At 35.7% G+C, this 23,983-nt stretch carries 23 protein-coding genes; 19 read left to right on the top strand and 4 right to left on the bottom strand.

Annotated elements, in window-relative coordinates; genetic code table 11:
• Positions 1-112: 112 nt before the first annotated feature.
• Together H1R81_RS05550 and rho are read left to right on the top strand one after the other, a co-directional pair.
• Positions 113-1,042, top strand: a complete 930-nt coding sequence (locus H1R81_RS05550; RefSeq protein ID WP_181839666.1) for a homoserine kinase — start codon at positions 113-115, stop codon at positions 1,040-1,042.
• Positions 1,043-1,539: 497 nt separating this feature from the next.
• Positions 1,540-3,267 (top strand): transcription termination factor Rho, encoded by a 1,728-nt coding sequence (rho, locus tag H1R81_RS05545; protein ID WP_181839665.1) that lies wholly within the window; start codon positions 1,540-1,542, stop codon positions 3,265-3,267.
• A gap of 2 nt (positions 3,268-3,269) precedes the next feature.
• On the opposite strand, the gene H1R81_RS05540 is transcribed toward rho, so the two are convergent.
• From H1R81_RS05540 to H1R81_RS05530, 3 genes are read right to left on the bottom strand one after another with little or no spacing between them, the layout of a single operon-like run.
• Positions 3,270-3,512 (bottom strand): T9SS type A sorting domain-containing protein, encoded by a 243-nt coding sequence (locus tag H1R81_RS05540; protein ID WP_181839664.1) that lies wholly within the window; start codon positions 3,510-3,512, stop codon positions 3,270-3,272.
• 14 nt (positions 3,513-3,526) lie between these two features.
• The gene (locus H1R81_RS05535) at positions 3,527-5,254 is read right to left on the bottom strand and encodes an alpha-amylase family glycosyl hydrolase (protein WP_181839663.1); all 1,728 of its coding nucleotides are present in this window, start codon (positions 5,252-5,254) and stop codon (positions 3,527-3,529) included.
• A 17-nt stretch (positions 5,255-5,271) separates the two neighbouring features.
• Entirely contained in the window at positions 5,272-5,847 is a 576-nt protein-coding gene (locus H1R81_RS05530) for a Maf family nucleotide pyrophosphatase (RefSeq protein WP_181839662.1), read from the bottom strand.
• Positions 5,848-6,992: 1,145 nt separating this feature from the next.
• Between H1R81_RS05530 and H1R81_RS05525 the strand changes: the two genes are divergently transcribed.
• The 14 genes from H1R81_RS05525 (at position 6,993) to H1R81_RS27300 (ending at position 21,716) form a co-directional block, all read left to right on the top strand.
• Positions 6,993-9,299: a DUF11 domain-containing protein gene (locus H1R81_RS05525; protein WP_181839661.1), complete on the top strand. Its 2,307-nt coding sequence runs from the start codon at positions 6,993-6,995 to the stop codon at positions 9,297-9,299.
• Positions 9,300-9,506: 207 nt separating this feature from the next.
• Complete coding sequence (locus H1R81_RS05520; protein WP_181839660.1) at positions 9,507-11,345, top strand: hypothetical protein; 1,839 nt, start codon at positions 9,507-9,509, stop codon at positions 11,343-11,345.
• 100 nt (positions 11,346-11,445) lie between these two features.
• Positions 11,446-11,904: a MarR family winged helix-turn-helix transcriptional regulator gene (locus tag H1R81_RS05515; protein WP_181839659.1), complete on the top strand. Its 459-nt coding sequence runs from the start codon at positions 11,446-11,448 to the stop codon at positions 11,902-11,904.
• Between the two features lie 113 nt (positions 11,905-12,017).
• Complete coding sequence (locus H1R81_RS05510) at positions 12,018-12,638, top strand: YceI family protein (RefSeq protein ID WP_181839658.1); 621 nt, start codon at positions 12,018-12,020, stop codon at positions 12,636-12,638.
• Between the two features lie 165 nt (positions 12,639-12,803).
• Entirely contained in the window at positions 12,804-13,985 is a 1,182-nt protein-coding gene (locus tag H1R81_RS05505; protein WP_181839657.1) for a hypothetical protein, read from the top strand.
• A 139-nt stretch (positions 13,986-14,124) separates the two neighbouring features.
• The gene (locus H1R81_RS05500; protein ID WP_181839656.1) at positions 14,125-15,027 is read left to right on the top strand and encodes an SDR family oxidoreductase; all 903 of its coding nucleotides are present in this window, start codon (positions 14,125-14,127) and stop codon (positions 15,025-15,027) included.
• A 618-nt stretch (positions 15,028-15,645) separates the two neighbouring features.
• Positions 15,646-15,810, top strand: a complete 165-nt coding sequence (locus tag H1R81_RS05495) for a hypothetical protein (protein ID WP_181839655.1) — start codon at positions 15,646-15,648, stop codon at positions 15,808-15,810.
• Between the two features lie 273 nt (positions 15,811-16,083).
• The gene (locus H1R81_RS05490; RefSeq protein ID WP_181839654.1) at positions 16,084-17,274 is read left to right on the top strand and encodes a S9 family peptidase; all 1,191 of its coding nucleotides are present in this window, start codon (positions 16,084-16,086) and stop codon (positions 17,272-17,274) included.
• A 36-nt stretch (positions 17,275-17,310) separates the two neighbouring features.
• Positions 17,311-17,628, top strand: a complete 318-nt coding sequence (locus H1R81_RS05485; protein WP_181839653.1) for a Dabb family protein — start codon at positions 17,311-17,313, stop codon at positions 17,626-17,628.
• 60 nt (positions 17,629-17,688) lie between these two features.
• A complete protein-coding gene (locus H1R81_RS05480) occupies positions 17,689-18,957 on the top strand; it encodes a WD40 repeat domain-containing protein (RefSeq protein ID WP_181839652.1) in 1,269 nt (422 codons plus the stop codon).
• Positions 18,958-19,138: 181 nt separating this feature from the next.
• Entirely contained in the window at positions 19,139-20,023 is an 885-nt protein-coding gene (locus H1R81_RS05475) for a hydroxypyruvate isomerase family protein (RefSeq protein ID WP_409013543.1), read from the top strand.
• Positions 20,024-20,170: 147 nt separating this feature from the next.
• On the top strand, positions 20,171-20,506 hold the full coding sequence (locus H1R81_RS05470; protein WP_181839650.1) for a hypothetical protein: 336 nt from the start codon (positions 20,171-20,173) through the stop codon (positions 20,504-20,506).
• Between the two features lie 59 nt (positions 20,507-20,565).
• Positions 20,566-20,967, top strand: a complete 402-nt coding sequence (locus H1R81_RS05465; protein ID WP_181839649.1) for a VOC family protein — start codon at positions 20,566-20,568, stop codon at positions 20,965-20,967.
• A 362-nt stretch (positions 20,968-21,329) separates the two neighbouring features.
• Complete coding sequence (locus tag H1R81_RS27300) at positions 21,330-21,716, top strand: phytanoyl-CoA dioxygenase family protein (RefSeq protein ID WP_220275173.1); 387 nt, start codon at positions 21,330-21,332, stop codon at positions 21,714-21,716.
• 7 nt (positions 21,717-21,723) lie between these two features.
• Here H1R81_RS27300 and H1R81_RS05455 read toward each other — a convergent pair whose 3' ends face one another.
• Complete coding sequence (locus tag H1R81_RS05455; protein ID WP_181839648.1) at positions 21,724-22,512, bottom strand: HAD family hydrolase; 789 nt, start codon at positions 22,510-22,512, stop codon at positions 21,724-21,726.
• Positions 22,513-22,605: 93 nt separating this feature from the next.
• Here H1R81_RS05455 and H1R81_RS05450 point away from each other — a divergent pair, with 93 nt between their 5' ends.
• The 3 genes from H1R81_RS05450 to H1R81_RS05440 are packed head-to-tail and all read left to right on the top strand — an operon-like array spanning position 22,606 to position 23,945.
• On the top strand, positions 22,606-23,031 hold the full coding sequence (locus tag H1R81_RS05450; protein ID WP_181839647.1) for a DUF1801 domain-containing protein: 426 nt from the start codon (positions 22,606-22,608) through the stop codon (positions 23,029-23,031).
• 3 nt (positions 23,032-23,034) lie between these two features.
• Positions 23,035-23,499 carry an N-acetyltransferase gene (locus H1R81_RS05445; protein ID WP_181839646.1) on the top strand — a complete coding sequence of 155 codons (465 nt, stop codon included), beginning with the start codon at positions 23,035-23,037 and terminating at the stop codon, positions 23,497-23,499.
• Complete coding sequence (locus H1R81_RS05440) at positions 23,499-23,945, top strand: GNAT family N-acetyltransferase (RefSeq protein ID WP_181839645.1); 447 nt, start codon at positions 23,499-23,501, stop codon at positions 23,943-23,945. Before H1R81_RS05445 ends, H1R81_RS05440 begins: the two co-directional genes overlap by 1 nt.
• The last annotated feature ends 38 nt before the right edge of the window (positions 23,946-23,983 follow it).

Here is a 23,983-nt window from a genome sequence, read left to right as displayed (position 1 = left end):
CAATTTTTGAGTTTAAATTTTGATCTTCATTCAAATCACAAAATAAATAATTTCTTAAAATCCCTCAAAAAGAGTAATTTTGAGGCAAACCAAAATCCTATTTTTATTTTTAATGGAATCAATCAAAGTTTTTGCTCCGGCTACTGTTGCTAATGTTGCTTGTGGTTTCGATATATTCGGTTTTGCAGTAGATGCTCCTGGTGATGAAGTGATAGTAAAAAAGAGAAACGACAAGCAGGTGATTATTACAAAAATTAGTGGAGATGAGGGCAAACTAACCTTTGATGCCAATAAAAATGCGGTAACTGTACCAATTTTGGCTTTTCTTAAAAAAAATGGCATCGAGCAGGGTTTCGATGTAGAGTTACATAAAAAAATGCCTTTAGGAAGTGGCCTTGGGAGTAGTTCTGCCAGCTCAGTTGCAGGAGTGTTTGCTGTAAATGAAATTTTAGGTAAACCTTTTACAACAAAATCGCTGCTTCCTTTCTCAATGGAAGGTGAACGTATAGCCTGTGGTTCTGCTCATGCCGATAATGTAGCTCCTGCTCTGATGGGGGGGTTTGTTGTTATAAGAAGCTATAATCCATTAGATATATTTAATGTACCCACTCCACCGGAGCTGTATGTAACTATAGTTCACCCGGATATAGAAGTAAACACAAAAGATGCCCGATACATATTGCGTAATGAGGTATCAATGAAAAACACCATTGCCCAAATGGGAAATGTAGCTGGTATGATAGCCGGACTGATGCAATCTGATTATGATTTAATAGCTCGCTCAATGGTGGATTTTATTATTGAACCCGTGCGTGCCATTCTTATTCCAGAATTCTGGGAAGTAAAACATGCCGCTTTAGAAGCTGGTGCTTTAGGATGTAGTATATCAGGGGCAGGTCCATCGGTATTCGCTTTTAGCAGAGGAATTGAAACTGCTGAAAAGGTAGGTATGGCAATGAAAACAGCTTTTGAAAAGGCCAGTATTCATTGTAATGGGTATGTTTCAGGGATCAACTGTCAAGGTCCGAAAGTAATTGGTTAAAATTAATCGATTGATTTGAACTTTATTGTATCAGCTAAGTGTTATCACTTAGTCAGGTGATAAAATAGAGTCTGCCGTTATTTGTCCTTTTGAATTCTACGTTCAATTATTGAAGTTTATGTAAAAAAATATTGTCAAAATATATTGACAAATAAAAATAAACGTTTTATAATTGCATTCAAATCCGAGTAAAAAACTTCAATAGGCTTTCTGTAGCAAGAAATCACCCTCTTTGAATCAGTCCAATTATTTCTGAAATTACAATCCATAAATAGCTTGCTAATTTCTATTCCCAGGAGTTTTCCTATAAACGTAAATTTAGTATAAGGTATAATTTAAAAGCTCCAGTTAAAGTAAAATACTTATAACCAATAGTTTTCGCATACTGCTTGTAATTTGCTTTCAACTGTTCACTAACTTATAATGTCCTTTTCTTATTTTCAGCATCGATAATAACCGCTAACCGTCGTATAAAAACGTATCGTTAATTCTCACGTATGTATACATCAGAAGAACTGAATCTGAAACTTCTATCAGAGTTAAGAAAAATTTGTATTGAACTGGGCATCAAAGATGTCCGCAATGGCTCGAAGAACGAGCTCATTGAAAAGATTTTGGAAACACAATCCAACAAATCAACTTTTAATATGCCAAAAGAAGTAGCCGATGTATCGGCTGCAAATTTTGAAGTTCCGTTGTTTAACAGTAGTAAATCTCCTAAAAATCGGACAAGATTGACGAAACAAGGTGATTCCACAACGACTGAAGGAAGCCAACCGTCAAAAGAACCTTTAAAAAAGGTAGGAACGAAAAAACCTGTAGAAAAACAAGAATCACAAGATATTTTCACCGAATTCTCCCCTGTTTCTCCAATAGATACCGCTACTACTCAATCCGATATTTCTTTTGACCCCGATTTAGACCCTATCTTAAGCTTAGAAGAAGCCGAAGATTTTGATTTGTCTCAGATCGATGCAGAAATGAGCGAATTTGAGGGTTTAACTGATGATATTGTACCCGATGTTGTTGAACCAAAAGAAGATAAAAGATTTGTAGACGACTACACAAAAGTTATCAAAAAACAGTTTAACAACCTGATTAAAGAGTTTGACGGGCTAATCGAAAATGAAGGTGTGCTCGAAATAATGCAGGAAGGCGGTTATGGCTTTCTTCGCTCTGCTGATTATAATTATTTAGCCAGTCCTGACGACATTTATGTATCTCCATCACAGATAAAACTTTTCGGTCTTAAAACAGGAGACACCGTTAAGGGAGCAATTCGGCCACCAAAAGAAGGAGAAAAATATTTCGCGCTTCTGAAGGTACTATCTGTCAATGGTAAAACTACTGAAGAAATACGTGACCGGATTCCTTTTGAATATCTTACGCCTTTATTCCCGGAAGAACATATTAAATTAAGTAGCAAACCTGATATTTACTCTACACGTGTATTAGATTTATTTGCTCCAATAGGTAAAGGTCAACGGGGTATGATAGTAGCTCAGCCTAAAACAGGTAAGACTGTATTACTGAAAGAAATTGCCAATGCTATTACACGTAACCACCCTGAAATATATCTGATTATCTTACTGATTGACGAACGCCCAGAAGAGGTTACAGATATGCAGCGTAGTGTTCGTGCCGAAGTAATATCTTCAACTTTTGATGAAACTGCTGACAGACACGTAAAAGTTTCAGGCTTAGTTTTAGAAAAAGCCAAGCGTCTGGTTGAGTGCGGTCATGATGTGGTAATTCTCTTAGACTCCATTACACGTCTGGCTCGTGCTTATAATACCGTAATTCCTTCATCAGGCAAAATCCTTTCGGGTGGTGTTGATGCCAATGCATTGCATAAACCTAAACGTTTCTTCGGAGCCGCCCGTAATGTAGAAAATGGTGGTTCATTAACTATTATTGCCACTGCCCTGATAGACACTGGGTCAAAAATGGATGAGGTGATTTTCGAAGAGTTTAAAGGTACTGGCAATATGGAGTTACAGCTTGATCGTAAGTTATCGAACAAACGCGTATATCCTGCTATTGATATTCTGGCATCGGGTACTCGTAGAGAAGACTTGTTAATGGACAAAGATACTTTGCAAAAGGTATGGTTGCTTCGTAAATATATGGCTGATATGAATCCTATGGAAACTATGGAGTTCTTATTAGACAAAATGAAAGGTACTCGTAACAATGAGGAGTTTTTAATGACAATGAACAGATAAAATCAGGCATTTTTGATGATTTTCTTTGAGCGGATAACATCGTCCTGATTCACTATCACAAAATAAATACCCACGGGCAGCCCTGCAAGATCAAAATCATGCAGGGCTTTTGTATGCACTTCTTCCTGCAAAATTTTACCAGCAAGGTTGGATAACTGATAATGTGTTTCTATACCCGGAGGCACTTTCACATATACCTTTTCGTCAGGCTCATTATAGAATATTACTAATTCGTCTTTTCTCATTATTTTCTGATTTCTTAAAATTTCTCAATTGGTTTAGAAGTAAACAAATGATATTCGCCTGCTTTCAAAGCAATTTTTATGTTTTTTTCAGAGCTCTCAAAAACCACTTCTTCAAAAAAATCGTACCAGATACCTTCCTCCAAATTACTTTTTAGTATTACTTCCTTGAGGTTAAAATTGACAATAACTCTGATATTAATTGTTGGATGATTAATATTAATTTTCTTTACCAGGCTTTCTGACACTTCTACAAATTCACCTTCATTGAATGCAACGATATTTTTACGTAAATGAATCATTTGTCTATAAACATCGAATAAGGATTGTCTTTGGGGTTCTTTCAGATATTCCCACTTAATTGGCTTTATGCCAGTTCGCCCGTTATAATCAATGTTTATATCATAACCAAACTCACCAAACTGCCAGAAAAGTTTAGGCCCGGGATAAGAAAAAAAAACTACTGTAGCTGCCCTCGTTCTGGCCAATGCAAGTCCAATATCTTTAAATTTTTCATTTGCATCAAATACAAGCCTTTCTTCATCATGGCTCTCCATATAACCTACCAGATTTGCCTCTTTCCAGCCTCTTTTCTTATAATTAAGCCAAGATATACTATCATTTTTACCATTCAACAGATTTCGGAACTGGTAATTCAAATGGCCCCAAAGTAAAAACCCATAATCAGCCAATTCGGTCTCTTCATCATTCGCTGCGAGATGTTCTAATATCAGGTAGCAGTTTTTATTATATTCTCTTATTTTTTTATACATCCGTTTCAGCAATTTTACCCGACTTGCATCATAGCTTGACCATTTCAGTACATCAGGATAAGATTGAACCTGAGTAAACCCTTTAGTTAAATCAAATCTGAAACCATCTATCATATATTCACTTAACCAGAACTTACAAACCTTATCAAAAAAAGCTTGTGTATATTTACTTTCGTGGTTGAAATCAAAAAAAACTGAATACGGATGGGTTGCCTTTTCATTAAAAAAAGGATGCTCTCCATCTGCACTTTTATGGCCTTTGTAGGCTTTATAATAAGAGAATTTCTTATCAGCATGATTAAAAACAACATCTAAAATTACTGCTATCCCATTCTCATGGCATTTATCGATCAGATATTTCAAATCATTTTTTGTGCCGTAAGCTTTATCGGCAGCAAAGTAGAAAGTTGGATTGTATCCCCATGAATCGTTTCCGGTAAATTCCTGTACTGGTAATAATTCAATGGCATTAATACCCAATATTTTAAAATAAGGAATAAAATTGACAATATCCCGGTACTTACGAGATTCAACAAAATCTCTTATAAGCAATTCATAAATAATTAAATCTTCTTTAGGTGGAGGAATAAAATTTTCAACTCTCCATTGATAAGGGTCTTGACAAGTCTGTAAAATCGAAACACTTCCTTTGAATGGGTTCTCGAAAGGGTATTTTTTTAATTCAGGATATATGTTTGAAGAAATCTGTTTATCAAATTGAGGGTCAAGAATTTTCTCTGCATACGGGTCTGCTATTACAATTTTTCTATCAATCAAAAACTGATAAGCATATTCACGCTTTGGCTGTAGATTATTGATAATAATAATAAAAGTTTCTCCATCGGTTTGCTTTTTCATAGCAAATTCATCTAAAATCTGCCAGTTATTAAACTCCCCTATTACATGAACTGATTTCTTATATGGAGCTATGAAAGTTAATTTTACACTATGTTCGTTTAAATATTCGATCATGTTTTCAGACAAATACCTTAATAAAGCATATACTTTTTTAATGCCTCATATACTTTATGTATAGGTAAGCCCATCACTGTATAAAAAGACCCCTCTATTCTTGTAATACCGATCATACCTATAAAATCCTGAACGCCATAACTCCCTGCCTTATCGAAAGGATGACATTTCTGAATATAATATTCAATTTCCCATTCACTTAATGTTTTGAAAGTCACATAAGTAGTATCAGCTAATGATAGTGATTCTTCTTTTGTCATGATACATACTCCAGTAATTACCCTATGAACGCTATTACTCAAGAGTTTTAACATACGTCTGGCATCATCAATATCCTTTGGTTTATTGATAATTTCATCATTAATTATCACAACAGTATCTGCACAGAGAATAATCTCATCTTCTAAGGTTTCCTTAAAACAAGCTGCTTTGTTTCCTGCCAAAAAAACAGGTACCTCCTCTGCAGGCATCTCATTCGGAAAGGTTTCATCAGTTGGTATAACTTTTACTGAAAAATTAAACCCAGCATTATACATGATTTCTCTTCGGCGTGGAGAATTGGAGGCTAAAACAAGTGGCTTGGATAATTGCATTACAGAATTTTTAAAACTGCGAAGTAAATAAATCTGGCTTAGAATTACGAACATTCACAGGATTTTAATCAAATCAATTTACGTATATAAGCCTTGCTATATATAAATTGCTATTATTTATATATGGATATATACCTGGTTTATAAGGCAGGTTTTACCTACAAAATTCATACTAAAGTTAAAAATATTGATTATCAAAAAATTATCCTGTAGCCGTTAGATAATTTTTCAAAAAAAATATGCGATAGTATAATTACTAAACGGCACAAAAAATACAAATAGTCCTATTTTTAATAGATAAAATACTATTATGCAAAAAAATTGGCACAATTATTTCTTATTATTTAAGTAGATAAAAAAATTCTCTTAAATCTACAAACTATACAAAGAAGAGAATAACTATAAAGAACAATTTTTTGCGTAATATTTTAAATAACCTTTGTTGTAATCAATTAAAACCAATTTGCTGTAGGATGCACCCAAAAATAACAAATCACTTTCCGTATTATTTATCTTCATAAAGATATTTAATTATCAAATCAACAGCTTAGGCTAAGAAGGAATTTGCTATCCGATTATTTAGTATCCTTTTAACAATAAGCAAATTGATGAACCTGAAATAACTTTTGCTGAACCGATGTACATAAAAAACAAAATATCTCCTTTTCTATTTCTTATCCAGACTAAGAACCATCTATTATTTGCGTGAGAAGTCACTAAGGGGTTTACTATGTTTTTTTGTATTAATTAAAAACTTTTGCTGACTGATGCCAGTATTTACAAATACATTTCCTGCCTTATTTTTATTAAGCAAGAATAAAGCCGTTTGTTTTAGGATGTCTTTAAGAGATAACCTTTGTTTATACTTTGCATCTTTAACTATCAAGAACTTTTGCTGAACAGAAATAATTGCTGTTTGATACGTATAATGATTGATGCTTTTCTTTTGAGTTTTATTTTAAATAAGAAATTATAACAGCTAAATTCCATTGGAGTAGCTCTATCATTATTTAGTATCAGAATATAAAACTTTTGCTCGATTTTCTAAAGTAATTTTTGCTGTAAACGCCGGAATATGATACAGGCAAATGCCTCTCTTCCGGCTTATTAAATCTTTTGCTAAACAATTTTAAAAACTTTTGCACATGGTAACAATTAAAACTACATGCAGGCTACTTTTGCTCGTATTTTTGTCTTTCTACTCCGGTATTGCTTTCAGCCAGCAAACAATTGAGAACAACAGAATTTGTCTCGACCCCATCGCAGGCACAGGGGCGTATGTAGGCACACCTTTAGGAGGAGGTATATGTGTGCTTTGTAGTATTTCAAACGCCGGAAATGTTGTAGATGGTAATTTGGGTAATTATGCGACGGTCACTCTACTTGCCCAGGCAGTAAGCGGTTACAATCTGATGATTGTAAAAGATTCTCTTCAATATTATCCGGCGGGTAACGAAGCAGGATTTATAATTGCTCCGGATGCAGGCTTGTTGAATGCCGCAGTTTTAAGTAATTTGAGTATTGAAACTTATCGTAATGGTGTACTACAGGAAACCGCAACCCTTAGTGGTTCACCAACACTAAATCTGGCTGTTTTACAGGGTACATCAAATGGTAAGCAAATCTTAAGTTTTACCACAACTGCTGATTTTGATGAGGTAAGATTAGTTGGTACCGGAACAGTTTCTGCACTTACAACTCTTCGTATTTATGAGGCTTTTGAAGGGCCCGCCAGTTGTGCCCATGATTGTATAAACGCTCTCACAGGGAGTGAAGTAAGTAGTGTTACGACTGATACTCCAGGCATACTTTGTATCGCCACAAGTATTACAAATTCCGGGAACACAAATAACGCCGATACTACGGATTTTGCTACCATAAATATTCCTTTAGGATTAGCATGTAGCCGTTATATTCAGGTAAATGCCTCTTCTACATATCCGGCAGGTTCTTTTGCTGGTTTTCTTATCAAAGAGAACACGAGCATTTTAGGGTTAAACTTGTTGGGAGGTGTAACTATATCTACTTATAATGGAGGTGTTTTACAAGAGACGGTTGCGGGAACTTCACTTTTATCGGCGGTTGCACTACCAGGAACAACACCTACTTATCAGGTTGGGTTTAAAACAACATTGCCTTATAATCAGATAAGAATAACCGTTGGTGGAGTTGCTTCTTTATTAACTAGTATTAATGTTTATTATGCGTATGTAAAATTAGATTCTGATAATGATGGAGTACCAGATTGTATGGATAAATGCAGTACTGGTGATGATTTGTTGGATACTGACGGAGACGGAATACCAGATGGCTGTGATTCAAATGCAATTGATTTGTCGCTCTCTAAAACTGTCAATAATTCAACACCTTCAAAAGGCGGAACTGTCGTATTTACGATCACTGCTACGCGTGATAATACAACCCAGAATGCTACTGGAGTAAAAGTAACTGATATTTTGCCAACTGGTTTAACCTATGTATCTCATAGTGCTGGTACTGGTACATTTTACACGCCCGGAACGGGAATCTGGACAATCGGCAGTGCTTTAGGAGGTACGACCAATAATATATCCTTAACTATTACCGCTACTGCCGACTCGTCAGGAGTTGTATCGAATGTTGCTCAGATTACTGCATCAAATGAGACTGATACTGACAATGCTTCTACACAAGATCACATTGCCAGCGCCTGCGTTACGGTTCCGATTGATATTTGTCAGGGGAAAACTATTACGCTCATTGCTCCTACAGCAGGTTCTTATCAATGGTATAGAAATGATACGCTTATTGTTGGTGCTACCAACGATACGTTGATTGTAGCAACAAGTGGCGATTATACAGTTAACTTTACCTCTACGAGTGGTTGTCTTTCAGGAAACTGTTGCCCGGTAATTATAAATGTAAATGCCTTACCAGCAATAAGCGCAGGTTCTAATATCACAGCCTGTGCAGGAACTACCAGTAACCTTACAGCCACAGGTACGGGGACTTTACTATGGAATACCGGGGCAACCACATCGACCATCAGCGTTTCTCCTACTTTAACTACCAACTATACCGTCACGATTACGGATGCACTCGGGTGCGTCAATTCAGATACTGTTACAGTTACGGCTAATCCTGCGCCTTTATCCGCTAATGCTGTTGCTATCTGCGATAATAACAGCACAACAGGAGATTCATCTGATGATACATTCACAATTACTTTAAACCCTTCAGGGGGTAGTGGTGGCAATTATACAGTTTCGCTCAATGGCTCTGTGGTCGGGACATTTGCCTATGGAACGACAAGTGTACCAATCCCCGCAGGGTTAATAACCAGTGGTAGTAAAACCTTAATTATAACCGATAGTAATACTTGTGAATTGAGCACAGTAGTTAATCCTCCGGCAGCGTGTTCAAGCTGCCCGCCAAAGGTCTGCGTGCCAATCACTATTGTCAAATCAGAGTAACTTAAAAAGTAAACCTTCAGTACAAACAAAACCAGTCGCGGATACCAGATAGTTCTGATATCCGCTTTTTTGTGTTCTGCATTTAAACAATCTACCCTTATATCTGCTTTTAACTATACTGAATCCAACAATTACACAACTGTTAACTTCCTTGTTAACAAGGTACAATAATGTTGCAGGTTTATAAAAAAATCGTATCTTTTCAGCATGAAGAAATGTGCCTTTATATTTTTACTGCTCTCGCATTTTACTTTCGGACAAACCCCTGACTATGAAAAATTTGACAGTGATAAATCTGCCAAAGACAGCGTTATGTACACTAAACTAAAAACAAGTATGGGTAAAAGTAAGATTGGGCGACAGATATATGGCTTTTTGTTCAGAGATGTATATAATACGAATATTCTCAAGAATGAAATTGACAAATTGGAGGCTAATCCTTTTGCACAATATGAAGGCAAGGTAATTGGCAGAATCATCGTTAAACAATTAGATATTTTCGGCCCGAGTGTCAATGACACGACCAGGAGAGGTAACCGCTTTGAGCGCTTTGCCAGCAAAAACTTTCATACCAATACCCGGGAGAAGGTAATCAGAAAATCTTTTCTCTTATTTAAGGAGTGGGATAAACTCAATCCACAGACATTAAAAGATACCGAGCGTTTGCTGAGAGCGAACCCAATCATTCATGACGCCCGGATATTGGTAAAAGAGCGAAGGGGAAGCCCATGGATGGTCGACATAACTGTTATCATACAAGACGTATGGTCAATAAACTTTGACGTGGCGGCAAGTAGCCCAAAAGACTTTAAAATTGGGATTGAAGACCGTAATTTTCAGGGAAACGGACATTCATTTCTTAATAAAATTACCTGGAAAAAAGATGACCCTTATCAGGACTTTGGGGCAAGAAGTGTCTATACGATTCCATATATCGGTAAGACTTTTATTACAGGACAAATCAGTGCTATAAGAGAACGAGATTTAACTCAATTTTCGGTAAGGGCTTTCAGACCATTCCTGACTGTTGATACCAAAGATGCAGGGGCTATTGAATTAGGCTATTATAAAATCCGTGAGTACAAAAGGTTGAACCTCTTTGAGAAAGAACTCGTCTACCAAACAGGCTATTATTATTCAGACTTATGGTATGGGCACGCTTTTAAATTAAAAGGTTCCAGAGCCAGTCAGCGGCTTATTGTGGCGGGACGACGTTCGAGTTATGAATACAGAACCCGACCAGAAGTAAGAGCTGATACAAACAAAATATACTGGAACCGAACCACTATATTGGGCAGCATAGGCTATTCAACCCGCTATTATAAAAGAGATATTTTAATTTATGGATTTGGTAGAACTGAGGATGTACCCACTGGTAGTCTGATTTCTTTGACTTTTGGTAGGGAACAAACTGAATTTGGTGCAAGAAATTATGCTGGTCTTCAATATGCTAATGGCACATACCTCTCGCACGAAAAAGGCTACCTTTACTTTTTAGCCAATGCAGGCACATATCTTAAAAAGAAAGAGGCTCAACAAGGTATTTTGAGCCTACAAAGCTATTATTTCAGCCCCTTAATGAAATTAGGTAAAGCTCAGACCCGAAATTTTGTTAATTTAGGTTTTACCTATGGCATTAACCGTGACCCCATTGATTATCTTAACATTAGTGGGTCAGATGGTATTGTTGGGGTAAATAACAGCTCATTGATTGGTGATAAACGTTTAACTTTAGGTTTTGAATCTGTTTTGTTTTCAAAGAAAAGCATTGTTGGATTTAGAGTAGCCTATTTTACATTTGCCAATTTTGGTTTGGTTAGTTTACGAAATATTCCTCTGTTTAGTAGTACACTCTATCAGGGCTATGGAATTGGGCTAAGAATCAGAAATGAAAATCTTACTTTTAAAACATTTCAGATCCGGATTGGATACTATCCGAATCTCCCGAATACTAACTCAAACTTCCGTTTTGGTTTTGATAGTATCCAGCCGCTTCGCTTACGTGATTTCGATATTTCTGCACCAAGCATAATTCCTCTCCGATAATTTTTTTAATCAATGGAACTAAGTGTCATTGACATTTGTATTATATGTAACAACATACATTGTTAGTGTATAATAAACTACTACAGTTATTTAAAATAATATGTCCATAGAAAAAGACATAAAACAGCAAAAACCCTTTAAGAGTCCATATCAGAAACTGGTAGTAAATATATTATTTACCAATAACTGGATGAACAGCGACCACATGAATATTCTGAAGCCGTTTGATCTCACGGCGCAGCAATATAATGTATTACGAATCTTGCGAGGTCAATATCCGAACCCTATTACTGTGAACGGAATCATAGAACGGATGTTGGATAAGATGTCAAATGCTTCTCGTCTTGTTGATAAATTATTGACAAAAGATTTAGCCTCACGATGCGATAACAAAGATGATAGAAGGGCTTGCGATGTAAGAATTACGCAAAAAGGCCTGGATGTGTTGAAAGAAATTGATGTATTACAGGAGAATTGGGAAACATCCTTTTCTAATTTGACACCGACTGAAGCAGAAACCCTTAGCGATTTACTCGATAAGCTCAGAGGCAGTAATTAATCAACTTTTTCAAAGGTAAAGTTTGTATAGTTTATTACTCTACTTAATCTATTGATTATAAAGATTTTATTTTTCACTTTTTTTAACTTGCTTAAACCAAAGTATCAAAACCAATGAACATTTTTAGAAGTTTATTTACAGTAGCAATCGCAGGATTTTTAAGTTTTTCAGCAATGGCTGATAAAGGCAAAAAAGCCCCGCAAACCTTGAAAGTAAATACCCAAACCAGTACTTTCAGCTGGATAGGTAAGAAAATTACAGGTGAGCATAACGGTACAATTAATATTCAGGCTGGTAATATTATAGTAGATGGAGACAAATTAACAGGCGGTGACTTCATAATTGATATTAATAGTATCAGAGTATTAGATGTTAAAGATGAGGGATACAATGCTAAATTGGTAAGTCACCTGAAAGCTCCTGATTTCTTTGATGCAGCAAAATATCCGACTGCTTCATTTAAAATTACAAAAGCTACTCCTAAAGGTGGGACAAGCTACGATATTGCAGGAAACCTCACAATCAATGGTGTTACACAACCTATTTCGTTCCCTGCTACAGTAAGTATCAACAAAAATGGTTCAGCAAGTGCTTCTGCTAAATTTGAAGTAGACAGGACTAAATTTGGCAGCAAATATGCTTCTAAATCTTTCTTCGATACGATTGGTGATAAAGCCATTTACGACAACTTTATTGTAGAGGTAAAATTAGTCGCAGCCAAAATTGGCGTTTAAAAATATAGGAATCGTTAAGATTTCTTAAAAGGCCACTGATGATAACTCATCAGTGGCCTTTTTATTTAGTTTTACGGCTAAATTACAACAACTCAAAAGTTATCTATTTTCAACATTAATAAAATTCAGCTAATCCTAATTTCTATCATCTGTTCAATTTCAATTATGAGAAGTCCTTCAATTATTTTTTTACTGCTCTTACAATTAGAATTATCGGCTCAGCAGTTGCTCCAGATTAATCATGGTATTGATACATTAAATATCGAAAATAAAGGCATTCTGAAAAAATGGCAAAAATATATAACTTATGATAATGAATTTTTAAACCGAGAAAAATACGCTGACTTTAATGAATATTGGGCAAAAGAAGCTATTCAAAAAAATAAATACCCGGATTTGCTTAATTATAACGGAGCTTTATCTCCATCATTATTAGAACTTGGTCTTAATAATAAGGTGATATCCATTTCAAAACGTAATAACTACTATATTATCAAAAGTATATTTTATTATACCGAGACCGATGCATCTTTTGTACCTGTGGCTATTACAAATTATCCATTAAAGAAAGAAAACGGGGGATATTATTTTTATAATATATTAGATATAAATACTCACAACTGGAAAGAAAAAAGAGTAGGCCAAATCCTTTATCATTATAGTTCAGCTCATAAATTCAATAGTAGAAATGCAAAAAAAACGAATAAAGCCTACTTTATATTAACTTCACTTTTTGGCGTACCATTCGAAAAATTGGATTATTATATTTATGAAAGCTGTGATAATTTATATAACACTATAGGCTTTGATTATAAAATAGGCATGGGTGGTAAAAATAATAAATGTGGCTATTTTGATGCAAGAAATAATATTATACATACGGGTGGCTATGAAAATCCCGAATTCCACGAGCACGAACTCATTCATATTATTAATAATTCTTTTACTAATGCGCATGACTGGTTTCTGGCTGGAATTTCGGGCTATTGGGGTGGGCATTTTGAAAAAGACCTGAAATACCATATTGAAAGAGTGTATAACTACTACAAAAATGATACAACGGTTAATCTTAATAATATTCTTGATTATGAGCAATTAGATGATTTTACGAATCCGGTTTACGTTTTCGGTGGTATATTCTGTCATCTGGCCCTGGAAAAGAACGGAATAGAAGGACTGAAAAGATTATTTAGCTATGGGAAAAGTGAAGAGGATTTTTATCTTGCAATTCAAAAAGAACTCAGTATCAATCGAACTGAAATACATAGAATAATGCTAAACTTACTACAGAAGTATAGTTCAGAAGGGCTTCCAACAATTTCCTACAAGAATTTATCTATAAAATGAATTATATGTGGATAACATCAATTAACAGAAAATCGGTGATTTCATAAAAGAAAATACTCATAATAAATTTATTGTTGGATTAATAGTGTATTTTGCCGTAAATAATACAATTATCCTCAACAATTAAAACCCGACAAAAATGACTTATAATGAACCTATGCTAAGAGATGGTGCCCTTGAGGGGAAAACCTTTGTGGTAACTGGAGGTGGTACCGGGCTTGGCAGATCTATGACAAAATATTTTCTTCAGTTAGGGGCAAATATTGTAATAACAAGCAGAAAGCTACAGGTATTAGAAGAAACTGCCCATGAGCTAACCCAGGAAACTGGCGGTAAAATATTGCCAATTGCTTGTGATGTACGCGATTTTGGTGCTATTGAAGCTATGAAAGATAAAACCATTGCAGAATTTGGGAAAGTTGATGGCTTGCTAAATAATGCTGCTGGGAATTTCATATCCCCAACCGAACGGCTCTCTCATCGCGCCATCGATACTGTAGTCGATATAGTATTAAAAGGTAGCTATTATTGCACATTAGCTTTTGGCAAACATTGGATTGAACAAAAACAAAAAGCTACTGTACTAAGTATTGTTACTACTTACTCCTGGACTGGCTCTGCCTTTGTGGTACCATCAGCTATGGCAAAATCTGGAGTACTGGCAATGACCCGAAGCCTTGCAGTTGAATGGGCCAAATATGGTATCAGATTCAACGCCATTGCTCCGGGGCCCTTCCCGACCAAAGGAGCTTGGGACAGGTTATTTCCGGTCGATGCATTTCCTGAACACATGCGTGAAAGATTTTCTGATTTTGGTAATGTGCCTCTCAAACGTGTTGGTGAGCACCAGGAATTAGCCAATCTGGCTGCTTATCTGATGTCAGACTTCTCTTCATTTGTTAATGGCGAAGTAGTAACCATAGATGGTGGAGAATGGCTGAATGGTGCAGGAGAATTTAATCATCTGAATGCAATACCAAATGAAATGTGGGACGTAATACAGGCTGTAATTAAGAGTAATACGAAGGCGAAAAAGGAATAATTATTAAACTTTCGTTCTCTTGAAAAATTCTTTCATTTTCTGGCAAAGGTGGCTTTTTTATAGTAGCCTTCTTATAGCTTTAATTGGGGTAATCTTTGCTTTTAAAAGTGACTTAACTCTCTTTAAATATTATGATCAGGCCCTTGCCAGGGTTTTTTGGCAAACATTTGAAATTCCGAACGAAATAAAGAAATTCCGTCTATTTGTAGCCGGGCCTTTAGGTGGTACAATTGCCTGTTGCTATATCCTTGTTGCTTATCTGGCTTGGTACCCCTTTCAAAAAAAAGAAAAATGGGCACGAAACGCTATTATTGTTGCTTTTACTATTTGGTGTATAATTGACTCATATATTTGCTTAAAATTTGACGTTTATTTCCAGATTTATATAATTAATTTTCTATCTCTACTGCAAAAAGCATTGCCAATAATTTTTACCTGGAAAAATTTTAAGGAATGAATCGTCCAAAAAAATCTACCTATACGTGCGGAGAATTAACCCCAAGACAATAAAAGGTGTATCTTAAAATGATTTTTTGACAGTCGGGAATACTTTTTTTTATAGTTAGTTCTATAAATAGCATTCATTTTTGGTTGATTTTCACATATCTGCTTAAAACTATGGCAACTATACAAAACAGGCAAAGAGACATTAAGAATGTTTTTCGGCCGGATAGCAAGAATAAAGCATCAAGAGATACCTCATCGGGTAACAGAGATGAGCGACCTGATTCGAGAGATATAAAAGATGAGGTTGAAAAACCAAAATCAAAATTAAAATATTAACAATCGAAAGATTAAACGAAAGATTCTTCTATATGTGATGGAACACCACCTCTTCTCATTCGAGTGTTTCATCACATTTTTTATTGACTGGCTGCGTCACAAACAATTCTATGGTTTTATCAAAAGATTATTCTCTTCTTTACGTTATAAACAAGGTACCCATCTTGCTTATCAGTTTCAATCTGAAACACCCCTATTCTTCCAAAAAAGAACTTTCGCAAGGGCAGTAATCCAATAAATTTAATAACTTTGTCATTACAATCACCGAACACTATGAAAATCAGATATTTCAGGTATTTAATATTTTCAATAACACTTTCAGTTTTTTTAGGGTCGTGCGATAAAACTACAACCGAACCTAATCCACAACCAGTTGTCTTAGTTAGTGCCGCTTTAGTACATGATTACACTAAAGAACAGTTCTTGGCATCGCTCGGTTCTCAGGCATCAGACTATGCATTATTTATTCGTGGGGGTGTAAAACAATATAAAATTATCTATAAAACAAAAAACACTGATGGCACCGAAATTCAGGCCTCCGGTGCTTTGGTGGTTCCGGTTATTTCAAATCTTACGACACCCTTACCGTTAGCCAGCTATCAGCATGGCACTATTTTTTCGGATAATGATGCCCCCTCTTATTATGACTCTGCCGGAGAAGGTACAATAGCTTCAGTTTTAGCTACTTTTGGATACATTGTGGCTGCTCCCGATTATATTGGATATGGAAGCACTAATAAATTACCCCATACGTACGAACATCGAGAAGGATTAGCCACAGCAAGTTTAGATTTATTAAGAGCTGTTAAAGAGTTTATTAAACAAGAGAATATTAAATGGAATAACAACGTGTATTTAGGTGGTTATTCAGAAGGCGGCTTTGCAACTTTAGCCTTGCAAAAGAAGATCGAAGAGGAAGCACCCACTGAGTTCAACTTAAAAGCCTCAAGCTGTGGCGCAGGTGCTTATAATAAAACCCTGAGTTTCAAGACACTTGCAAGCGTAGATTCAGACGGAGACCCAACTCATAATGCTTCTTATATATGGGTATTACTAACCTATGACAGCATCTATAAGTTGAACCGTGCCATGAGTAGTTATTTCATTGAGCCTTATGCAAGTCAGATTCAGAAAGATAAGCAAAATGCACGAATCACTGTAAGCTTCAATAAAATCATTTCAGATGCCATTAAACAGGGTCTTGCAAATGGATCAGATGCTGCCTTGATAAATGCTGTAAAAGATAATGACATTTTTGACTGGAAACCTAAGACTCCTACAATGCTTACGCATGGTACAGCTGATACCTATGTGCCCTATTTTAATACTCAGACAGCCTACGATGCAATGGTAAAAAGAGGGGCGACTAATGTAAAATTAAACACTGTCAACAACGGTACACATAGTTCTTCAGTTGAAAAGTATTTATTAGATACTATTACCTTTTTTGCTACTAATCAATAATTCATATTTTATCATCAATTAAACCATATTCCTGACATGGCTAACTTAAAAAAAGGATTTGTTCACACTGTATTCTTCTGGTTAAAAGACAAAAACAATGATGCCGACCACAAATCTTTACATGAAGGCTTATTAGAATTATCAAAAATTGATTTAATCCAGACAGCCTATGTAGGTACTCCGGCTAATACCAATCGAGCCGTAATCGATTATTCTTACCAATTCTCAATTACTTTCATCTTTGATACGCCCCAACAACAAGCCGATTACCAGACTCACCCGGATCACTTAGCTTTCGTAGCCAATTGTTCTCATCTTTGGGAAAGAGTTCAGGTTTATGATGCTGAGAGCTAAAAACAGGTTTTGACAGACTGCTTTTTAGATATTCGCATTTTAAACCAGGTTATACTAAACATGAAAAATTATTTCGTCCCATTATTTTTATTCGTTAGTATTACTTCTTACTCACAAAATTTATCTTTTGAAGCTAAAGGGATTATTGCTATTTCTGATGCCGATATGGCAGCCTCTGCCTTTGCTGATGGGAAGTTGTACAAAGAAAAGGGAGCAAAAGATGCTTTTACAACTTTTAAGTTACCTTTACAGAAGTCATACGATGATTCCAAAAGTGTCATAGTATCAAACTCATCAGCCAACCATACCAAAGCAATGGTGGTTTCAAATACACATCATCTGGCTTATGTAGTTGATACCAGAGGAATGGTAGCTGACAATGTTTCTGAGTTAAAAAATCTCAGCGAGGATTTACCCGCAGGTGGGTTTATAACCGTAATTGATATAGCGAATATTGCCCATCCTAAAGTATTATATAAATTTCCTACTGGTAAAAACCCTATTGGTATAGATATAAGCCCAAAAGGCGAATATCTGGTTTTATGTACAGAAGAGGAAGGCAAGGAATTGCAAGTCCTTGAATTAGACCCTACTGGAAAACCCATTCGCATTATACATAGACCACAGAATTTGCCTGCAGGAAAGATTTCAGATGTAAGCTGGCATCCCAACGATAATTATATCGCTTTTACTTTTGAAGAAACAAAAGAAATAGGCTTATTAAAAACTACTCGCGACGGACCAACCAACAAAATTATCCGCCTTGAACTGCAAGGCAAACCAATAAAAATCGGCACTTCGCCAGGTTCTGGACAATTTACATCAGACGGAAAGTTCTATATTGTTTCTGATTTGAAGCGCAACGAGGAAGGAGCAGATGGTGAAATATTTGTTATCAGATTCAGCTTGGATGGTAGTTCAGAGCACTTCCCCTTGAGCAGAATAAAAGTGGGCCAAAATCCCGAAGGATTTGCCATTAGTCCTGATGGCAGATTGATTGCCGTTGCCAATATAAAAAAAACCTATCTCCCTTGGGAGAATACAGGTTTAAATAATAAAGCATCTTTAAGTTTACTTAAATTGACCCCAGATGGTAGTCTGAATAGTCTTGGAGAATACGAATTTGAGGGAATTTTACCGAAAAGTCTTTCGTTCGACCAGAGTGGGAAAAATTTAGCTGTATCTGTCTATGATTATTTTAACTATGGCAAACACTTTGGTGGAATTGAATTCTGGAAGGTAACACAAGGTGATAACCCAGGTTTACAGAAGCAGGAAATTAAGCTTTTTCTGCCAAGAGGATGTCATTCAATAAGGATAATTAAATAAAAAAATTGCTTTTTAATATAAAGATTGATTGTTACCTAATCAATCTTTGTTTTTTTAGTCGAAAGATTCAGAGAGAATCTATTAATTTTAACCGGTTTAATTACCCATCAAACTCATCCTATTCAACACTTATACTATGGAACGTAGAAATTTTCTTAAAAGCTCTTTCTCAATGGCTGGAATGGCAGGAGTATCAGCTGTCCCTTTTGCTGATAAACTTAATGTATTTCAGGTCAAAAATAATTTCAAAATCAAATATGCTCCTCATTTTGGAATGTTTAAAAATTCGGCTGGAGAAGATCTGATAGACCAGTTAAAGTTCATGGCTGATAATGGTTTTACAGCAATGGAAGACAATGGTATGATGAGTCGCACACCTGAAATGCAGACTAAAATTGGCGAGACTATGGCCAAATTGGGAATGGATATGGGGGTATTCGTTGTTGATAAAGGAGGAAACGGGGCAAATACCTTAGCCGCAGGAAAGAAAGAGTATATTGAAATATTTCTGAGCGGCTGTAAACGTGCAGTTGAAGTAGCCAAACGTTGCAATGCCAGATTTGTCACTGTCGTTCCTGGAGATTTTGAGCGTAATCTCCCGATTGGTGTTCAGACTGGGAACGTAATTGATGCCCTAAGACGTGGTGCAGAGATTCTTGAGCCTCATGGAATTGTAATGGTACTTGAGCCTCTGAGCGACACCCCTAATTTATTTTTAAGAACCTCTGATCAGACTTACGAAATATGCCGTGGGGTAAATAGCCCATCATGCAAGATACTGTTTGATATTTACCATATGCAAAAGAATGAAGGTCATATTATTCTGCATATAGACTGGTCCTGGAATGAAATAGGCTACTTTCAGATTGGTGATAATCCTGGTAGAAAAGAACCTACTACTGGCGAAATAAATTATAAAAACATATTCAAACATGTGTATAAGAAAGGAATGACCGAAAATAGAACTTTTATATGGGGAATGGAACATGGTAATTCAAAACCAGGCAAAGAGGGCGAACAGGCTTTAATAAAGGCTTATCAGGAATCTGATAGTTTTGAGGTGTAAAATACTTTAATCTTGAACTTTGATTTAACTGATTTTTGGATTACACTGACTTAAAAAAATCTATATTCAATTATTGAACAAATTAGTTAAATAAAATCAAGTCAATCATTATATCAGTTAAATCAAAGTTCGAGACATTCTGAAATTATGAATTCTTCTGATTGCATCTGCTATAAACCTCCGTTCTCGCATCTTAATTATGATACGGTTGAATTAGGTATTGATGAAACAAACGGAAGATTTGCAGAGGTTAGTATTCAAACTTGTAAGCATTGCCAGAACAGATGGTTGAATTACTTTATTGAAATAGAAGGATTTTCGAGCAACATCAGGTGGTTCAAGGCAATTATAGATAACGCATTGTTAGAAAGCTTGACTCCTGAAAATTCTCTTGAGCTTATCGAAAAAGCAGCCTGGTATTTTTATGGAGGTTCGTATTATGGGTCAGGCGTTTCTGTGGGTAGAGGTAAAATAATTGTTTAATCAATCTTTAGACACAGGTTTTCAAACAATATTTTTCATAATTTAACCAATTCTTCATTATGACCGATAGAGCTATTAAAACTCCCATTCGGATTGAAGGTATTACAGCTATTTTATCTGTAAAGGATATGAAAGCAACAAGAGAATTTTACGTTGATCTTTTAGGGTTTAAGGAGGAAGATTGGGGGACGGATGAATTTACAAGTTTCAGGCATACCGGAGGTAGTTTTTATGCTTGTCAGGGATACCAAGGCAACCCTGGTACATGGATTTGGGTAGGCTTTGACGGAGATATTTTTGCTTTGTATGAAGAATTAAAGGTTGCAAATGTATCTTTTCAGCTCCCCCCTACCAATTATTCATGGGCGTTAGAAATGGCAATCTATGACCCTGACGGACACGTGTTAAGATTTGGTAAAGAACCGGATGAGACTAAGCCTTATGTTGATTTGGAAGGGTGAAGAGATTTAGTGATTAAAATGATGAATAATTCAATCAAAGATAAAATAAAAACCGATGGTTTTGAGTAGTAAACGAAGTTTTTAATGACCCCGAAATAGAGGCTTTATTACAAATCATTGAAAATTCTAATACCACAAAACCTACTTTCCGTAAAACCAATGATTTATTCGCCATCAGGCAATTTCTGAAGGAAGTACCGGAAATATTAGTCATTATTTTTAATAAGCAATTTAAATTCCTTATTAATTCTGTTTTTGGCGAAAAGTACTTTGCAGTAAAATCTATTTATTTTGATAAACCAGAAGACTCTAATTGGTTTGTAGCTTATCATCAGGACCTCACAATTTCAGTTGATAAAAAAATGGAGATTGATGGCTTTGGACCTTGGACAGTTAAACATCAGCAATTTGCCGTTCAGCCACCTCTATCAATTTTAGAAGATAATTTCACCATCAGAATTCATCTTGATGATACCGACGAAGGAAATGGAGCATTAAAAGTAATTCCAAAATCTCATCAAAAAGGTATATACCGGCCTGAAACGATTGACTGGAGTATTGAAACCGAATGTATTTGCTCAGTAAAGAAAGGGGGCATCATGTTTATGAAACCTCTCCTACTCCATGCATCTAATAGAACAACTAATCAAAGAAAAAGACGAGTTGTTCATATTGAATTCAGCAGAATTACGTTGCCTGAAAGCTTGCAATGGTCAGAAGCATTGAGAAATGATTTGATTTCTGACTGAAGGTAAGCTACACCAACCCCAATTCTTTAATAGTCTCCAATACTCCATTCTCATTATTTGTATATTTGGTTAAATAACTGGCAGCCTCAATAATTTTAGGGTGTGCGTTTTTCATGGCATAGCTGTATTTACCTGTGGTCATCATTTCCATATCATTCAGGTAATCACCAAATACCATTGTTTCTTCATAAGCAATGCCAAATTTTTCCTGCATTTTTTTAACAGCGGTTCCTTTGTTAGCGCCCCAATCGCTAATGTCTAACCAGAGTTTTCCTGCCACTGCCACTTTGTATTCTTTTTCAAACTGTTTATAATGTAGATAGCTATTGGTTTCGGAATTATTGAAATCGCATATAGTTACTTTCAATACTGTATCTTGCACTTTTGTTAAATCTTCAACTATCTCTAACCTCTTAAAATATTTCCTTGCCTCATTCAGAAAACGCTCATCAATATTCTCCACATAGGCCGAATTCTTCGCACTTACAATCACATAAGCTTCTTCTATCTTACGACCAATTTCTATAAATTTAATGGCTGATACACTATCAAGTGAATCAATATGTACCTGCTCATCGCGATAAATAACATAAGATCCATTATCTGCCAGAAAAATCAGATTATCTTTTATTCGTTCAAATCTATCGAGAAGGTTATAATATTGTCTTCCGCTGGCAATGGCAAATTTTATTCCTTTATTAGCTAATTTCGTCTCTAATTCCCAGAACTGCTCATTCAGTTGTCCCTGATTATCCAGAAGCGTCCCATCCATATCACAAACTATTAGTTTAATCATACTAAAACGGTATTTATTTACGAGGCAAAGATACTGATTAAGTGATCTATTTTTTCTTATCTTTGTCTAAATCTTAACCAAATACCCACTATTATGGCAAAGACTAAAACTCACGAAACTACAGTGAATGTCAGTGATTTTCTGAATCTGATCGATGATGAAAAAAGAAGAACGGATGGTTACCATTTGCTTGAAATTATGCAGAACCAGACAGGACTGGAGGGTAAAATGTGGGGGCCAAGTATTATTGGCTTTGGTTCATATCACTATAAATATGCAAGCGGCCATGAGGGGGATGCTCCTTTGGTTGGTTTTTCTCCAAGAAAAGATGCTATTAGCTTATACACTGCTTTAGAGCCTGATAAAAGAGAAGTTTTCCTGCAAAAATTGGGCAAACACAAATCAGGTAAAGGGTGTATCTATATTAAAAAATTAGCCGATGTAAACCTTGAGGTGGTGAAAGAAATGATTGATGAATCTGTTAGATTCAGCCGTTTACAAGATATTTCTTCTAAGTGATTTATGTTCAGTTTAGTTATAAAACCTATCGGAGAAGAGGACACTCCCTCCTATGATTTATTATTATCAGCCGATCCGTCAGAATTGGCAATTCAAGTATATTTACCTTATTCAACAATTTATCAGGCTTATATAGAAGAGAGATTAATTGGTCAGTATGTATTTTTTCCCGTTGATAATCATGAAGCCGAAATCAAAAATATTGCTGTAGATGAAGCTTATCAAGGTCAGGGAATAGGAAAATTACTTTTGCAGGATGCAATCCAAAGAGCTATTAGTTCCGGCTACAAAATACTATCAATAGGTACTTCTAATGCCAGCATCGGACAATTATACCTCTATCAGAAGCAAGGCTTTGAATTGTCAGGCATCAAAATGAATTTCTTTATTGATAATTATTCTGAACCCCTCTACGAAAACGGGATTCAGTGTAAACATATGATTATGCTGACCAAAGAACTTTATTAATGACCACTAATTATATTATCACCCAAGTAAAACCCGAAGAACACGATACACTCTTAGATATTTGGGAATCTTCGGTAAGGGCTACACATCATTTTCTTAGAGAGGATAATATCTTGTTTTTTAAACAGACAATCCATGAACATAAGTATTTTGAAATGGTTGAATTGGCTTGTGTGCGAGACGATAATAACCAGATTTTAGGCTTCTTAGGCACGAATGATAATAACCTTGAAATGCTCTTTGTCCATGCGGATAGTCTTGGCAAAGGTATTGGTAAAGTACTTTTGAATCATGCAATAAATGAAGTGAAGATAACCAAAGTTGATGTAAACGAACAGAATGAACAGGCTGTTGGTTTCTATCTGCATCACGGGTTTAAAATGACAAGCCGTTCTGAATCAGATGGTACTGGTAAGCCTTTTCCTATTTTGCACATGGAGTTATAGACCTAATTTTTTTGTACCTAATCTTTCTTATTTGCGCA

This window comes from Emticicia sp. BO119 (assembly GCF_013912375.1).
Classification (GTDB): Bacteria; Bacteroidota; Bacteroidia; order Cytophagales; family Spirosomataceae; genus Emticicia.
Note: the sequence above shows the minus strand (reverse complement) of the source record. Positions and strands in the feature narration are given on the sequence as shown.

Coding starts and splice junctions, on each gene's coding strand:
- H1R81_RS05550 (WP_181839666.1), top strand. CDS start 113: ATGGAATCAATCAAAGTTTTTGCTCCGGCTACTGTTGCTAATGTTGCT.
- rho (WP_181839665.1), top strand. CDS start 1,540: ATGTATACATCAGAAGAACTGAATCTGAAACTTCTATCAGAGTTAAGA.
- H1R81_RS05540 (WP_181839664.1), bottom strand. CDS start 3,512: ATGAGAAAAGACGAATTAGTAATATTCTATAATGAGCCTGACGAAAAG.
- H1R81_RS05535 (WP_181839663.1), bottom strand. CDS start 5,254: ATGATCGAATATTTAAACGAACATAGTGTAAAATTAACTTTCATAGCT.
- H1R81_RS05530 (WP_181839662.1), bottom strand. CDS start 5,847: ATGCAATTATCCAAGCCACTTGTTTTAGCCTCCAATTCTCCACGCCGA.
- H1R81_RS05525 (WP_181839661.1), top strand. CDS start 6,993: ATGGTAACAATTAAAACTACATGCAGGCTACTTTTGCTCGTATTTTTG.
- H1R81_RS05520 (WP_181839660.1), top strand. CDS start 9,507: ATGAAGAAATGTGCCTTTATATTTTTACTGCTCTCGCATTTTACTTTC.
- H1R81_RS05515 (WP_181839659.1), top strand. CDS start 11,446: ATGTCCATAGAAAAAGACATAAAACAGCAAAAACCCTTTAAGAGTCCA.
- H1R81_RS05510 (WP_181839658.1), top strand. CDS start 12,018: ATGAACATTTTTAGAAGTTTATTTACAGTAGCAATCGCAGGATTTTTA.
- H1R81_RS05505 (WP_181839657.1), top strand. CDS start 12,804: ATGAGAAGTCCTTCAATTATTTTTTTACTGCTCTTACAATTAGAATTA.
- H1R81_RS05500 (WP_181839656.1), top strand. CDS start 14,125: ATGACTTATAATGAACCTATGCTAAGAGATGGTGCCCTTGAGGGGAAA.
- H1R81_RS05495 (WP_181839655.1), top strand. CDS start 15,646: ATGGCAACTATACAAAACAGGCAAAGAGACATTAAGAATGTTTTTCGG.
- H1R81_RS05490 (WP_181839654.1), top strand. CDS start 16,084: ATGAAAATCAGATATTTCAGGTATTTAATATTTTCAATAACACTTTCA.
- H1R81_RS05485 (WP_181839653.1), top strand. CDS start 17,311: ATGGCTAACTTAAAAAAAGGATTTGTTCACACTGTATTCTTCTGGTTA.
- H1R81_RS05480 (WP_181839652.1), top strand. CDS start 17,689: ATGAAAAATTATTTCGTCCCATTATTTTTATTCGTTAGTATTACTTCT.
- H1R81_RS05475 (WP_409013543.1), top strand. CDS start 19,139: ATGGCAGGAGTATCAGCTGTCCCTTTTGCTGATAAACTTAATGTATTT.
- H1R81_RS05470 (WP_181839650.1), top strand. CDS start 20,171: ATGAATTCTTCTGATTGCATCTGCTATAAACCTCCGTTCTCGCATCTT.
- H1R81_RS05465 (WP_181839649.1), top strand. CDS start 20,566: ATGACCGATAGAGCTATTAAAACTCCCATTCGGATTGAAGGTATTACA.
- H1R81_RS27300 (WP_220275173.1), top strand. CDS start 21,330: ATGGAGATTGATGGCTTTGGACCTTGGACAGTTAAACATCAGCAATTT.
- H1R81_RS05455 (WP_181839648.1), bottom strand. CDS start 22,512: ATGATTAAACTAATAGTTTGTGATATGGATGGGACGCTTCTGGATAAT.
- H1R81_RS05450 (WP_181839647.1), top strand. CDS start 22,606: ATGGCAAAGACTAAAACTCACGAAACTACAGTGAATGTCAGTGATTTT.
- H1R81_RS05445 (WP_181839646.1), top strand. CDS start 23,035: ATGTTCAGTTTAGTTATAAAACCTATCGGAGAAGAGGACACTCCCTCC.
- H1R81_RS05440 (WP_181839645.1), top strand. CDS start 23,499: ATGACCACTAATTATATTATCACCCAAGTAAAACCCGAAGAACACGAT.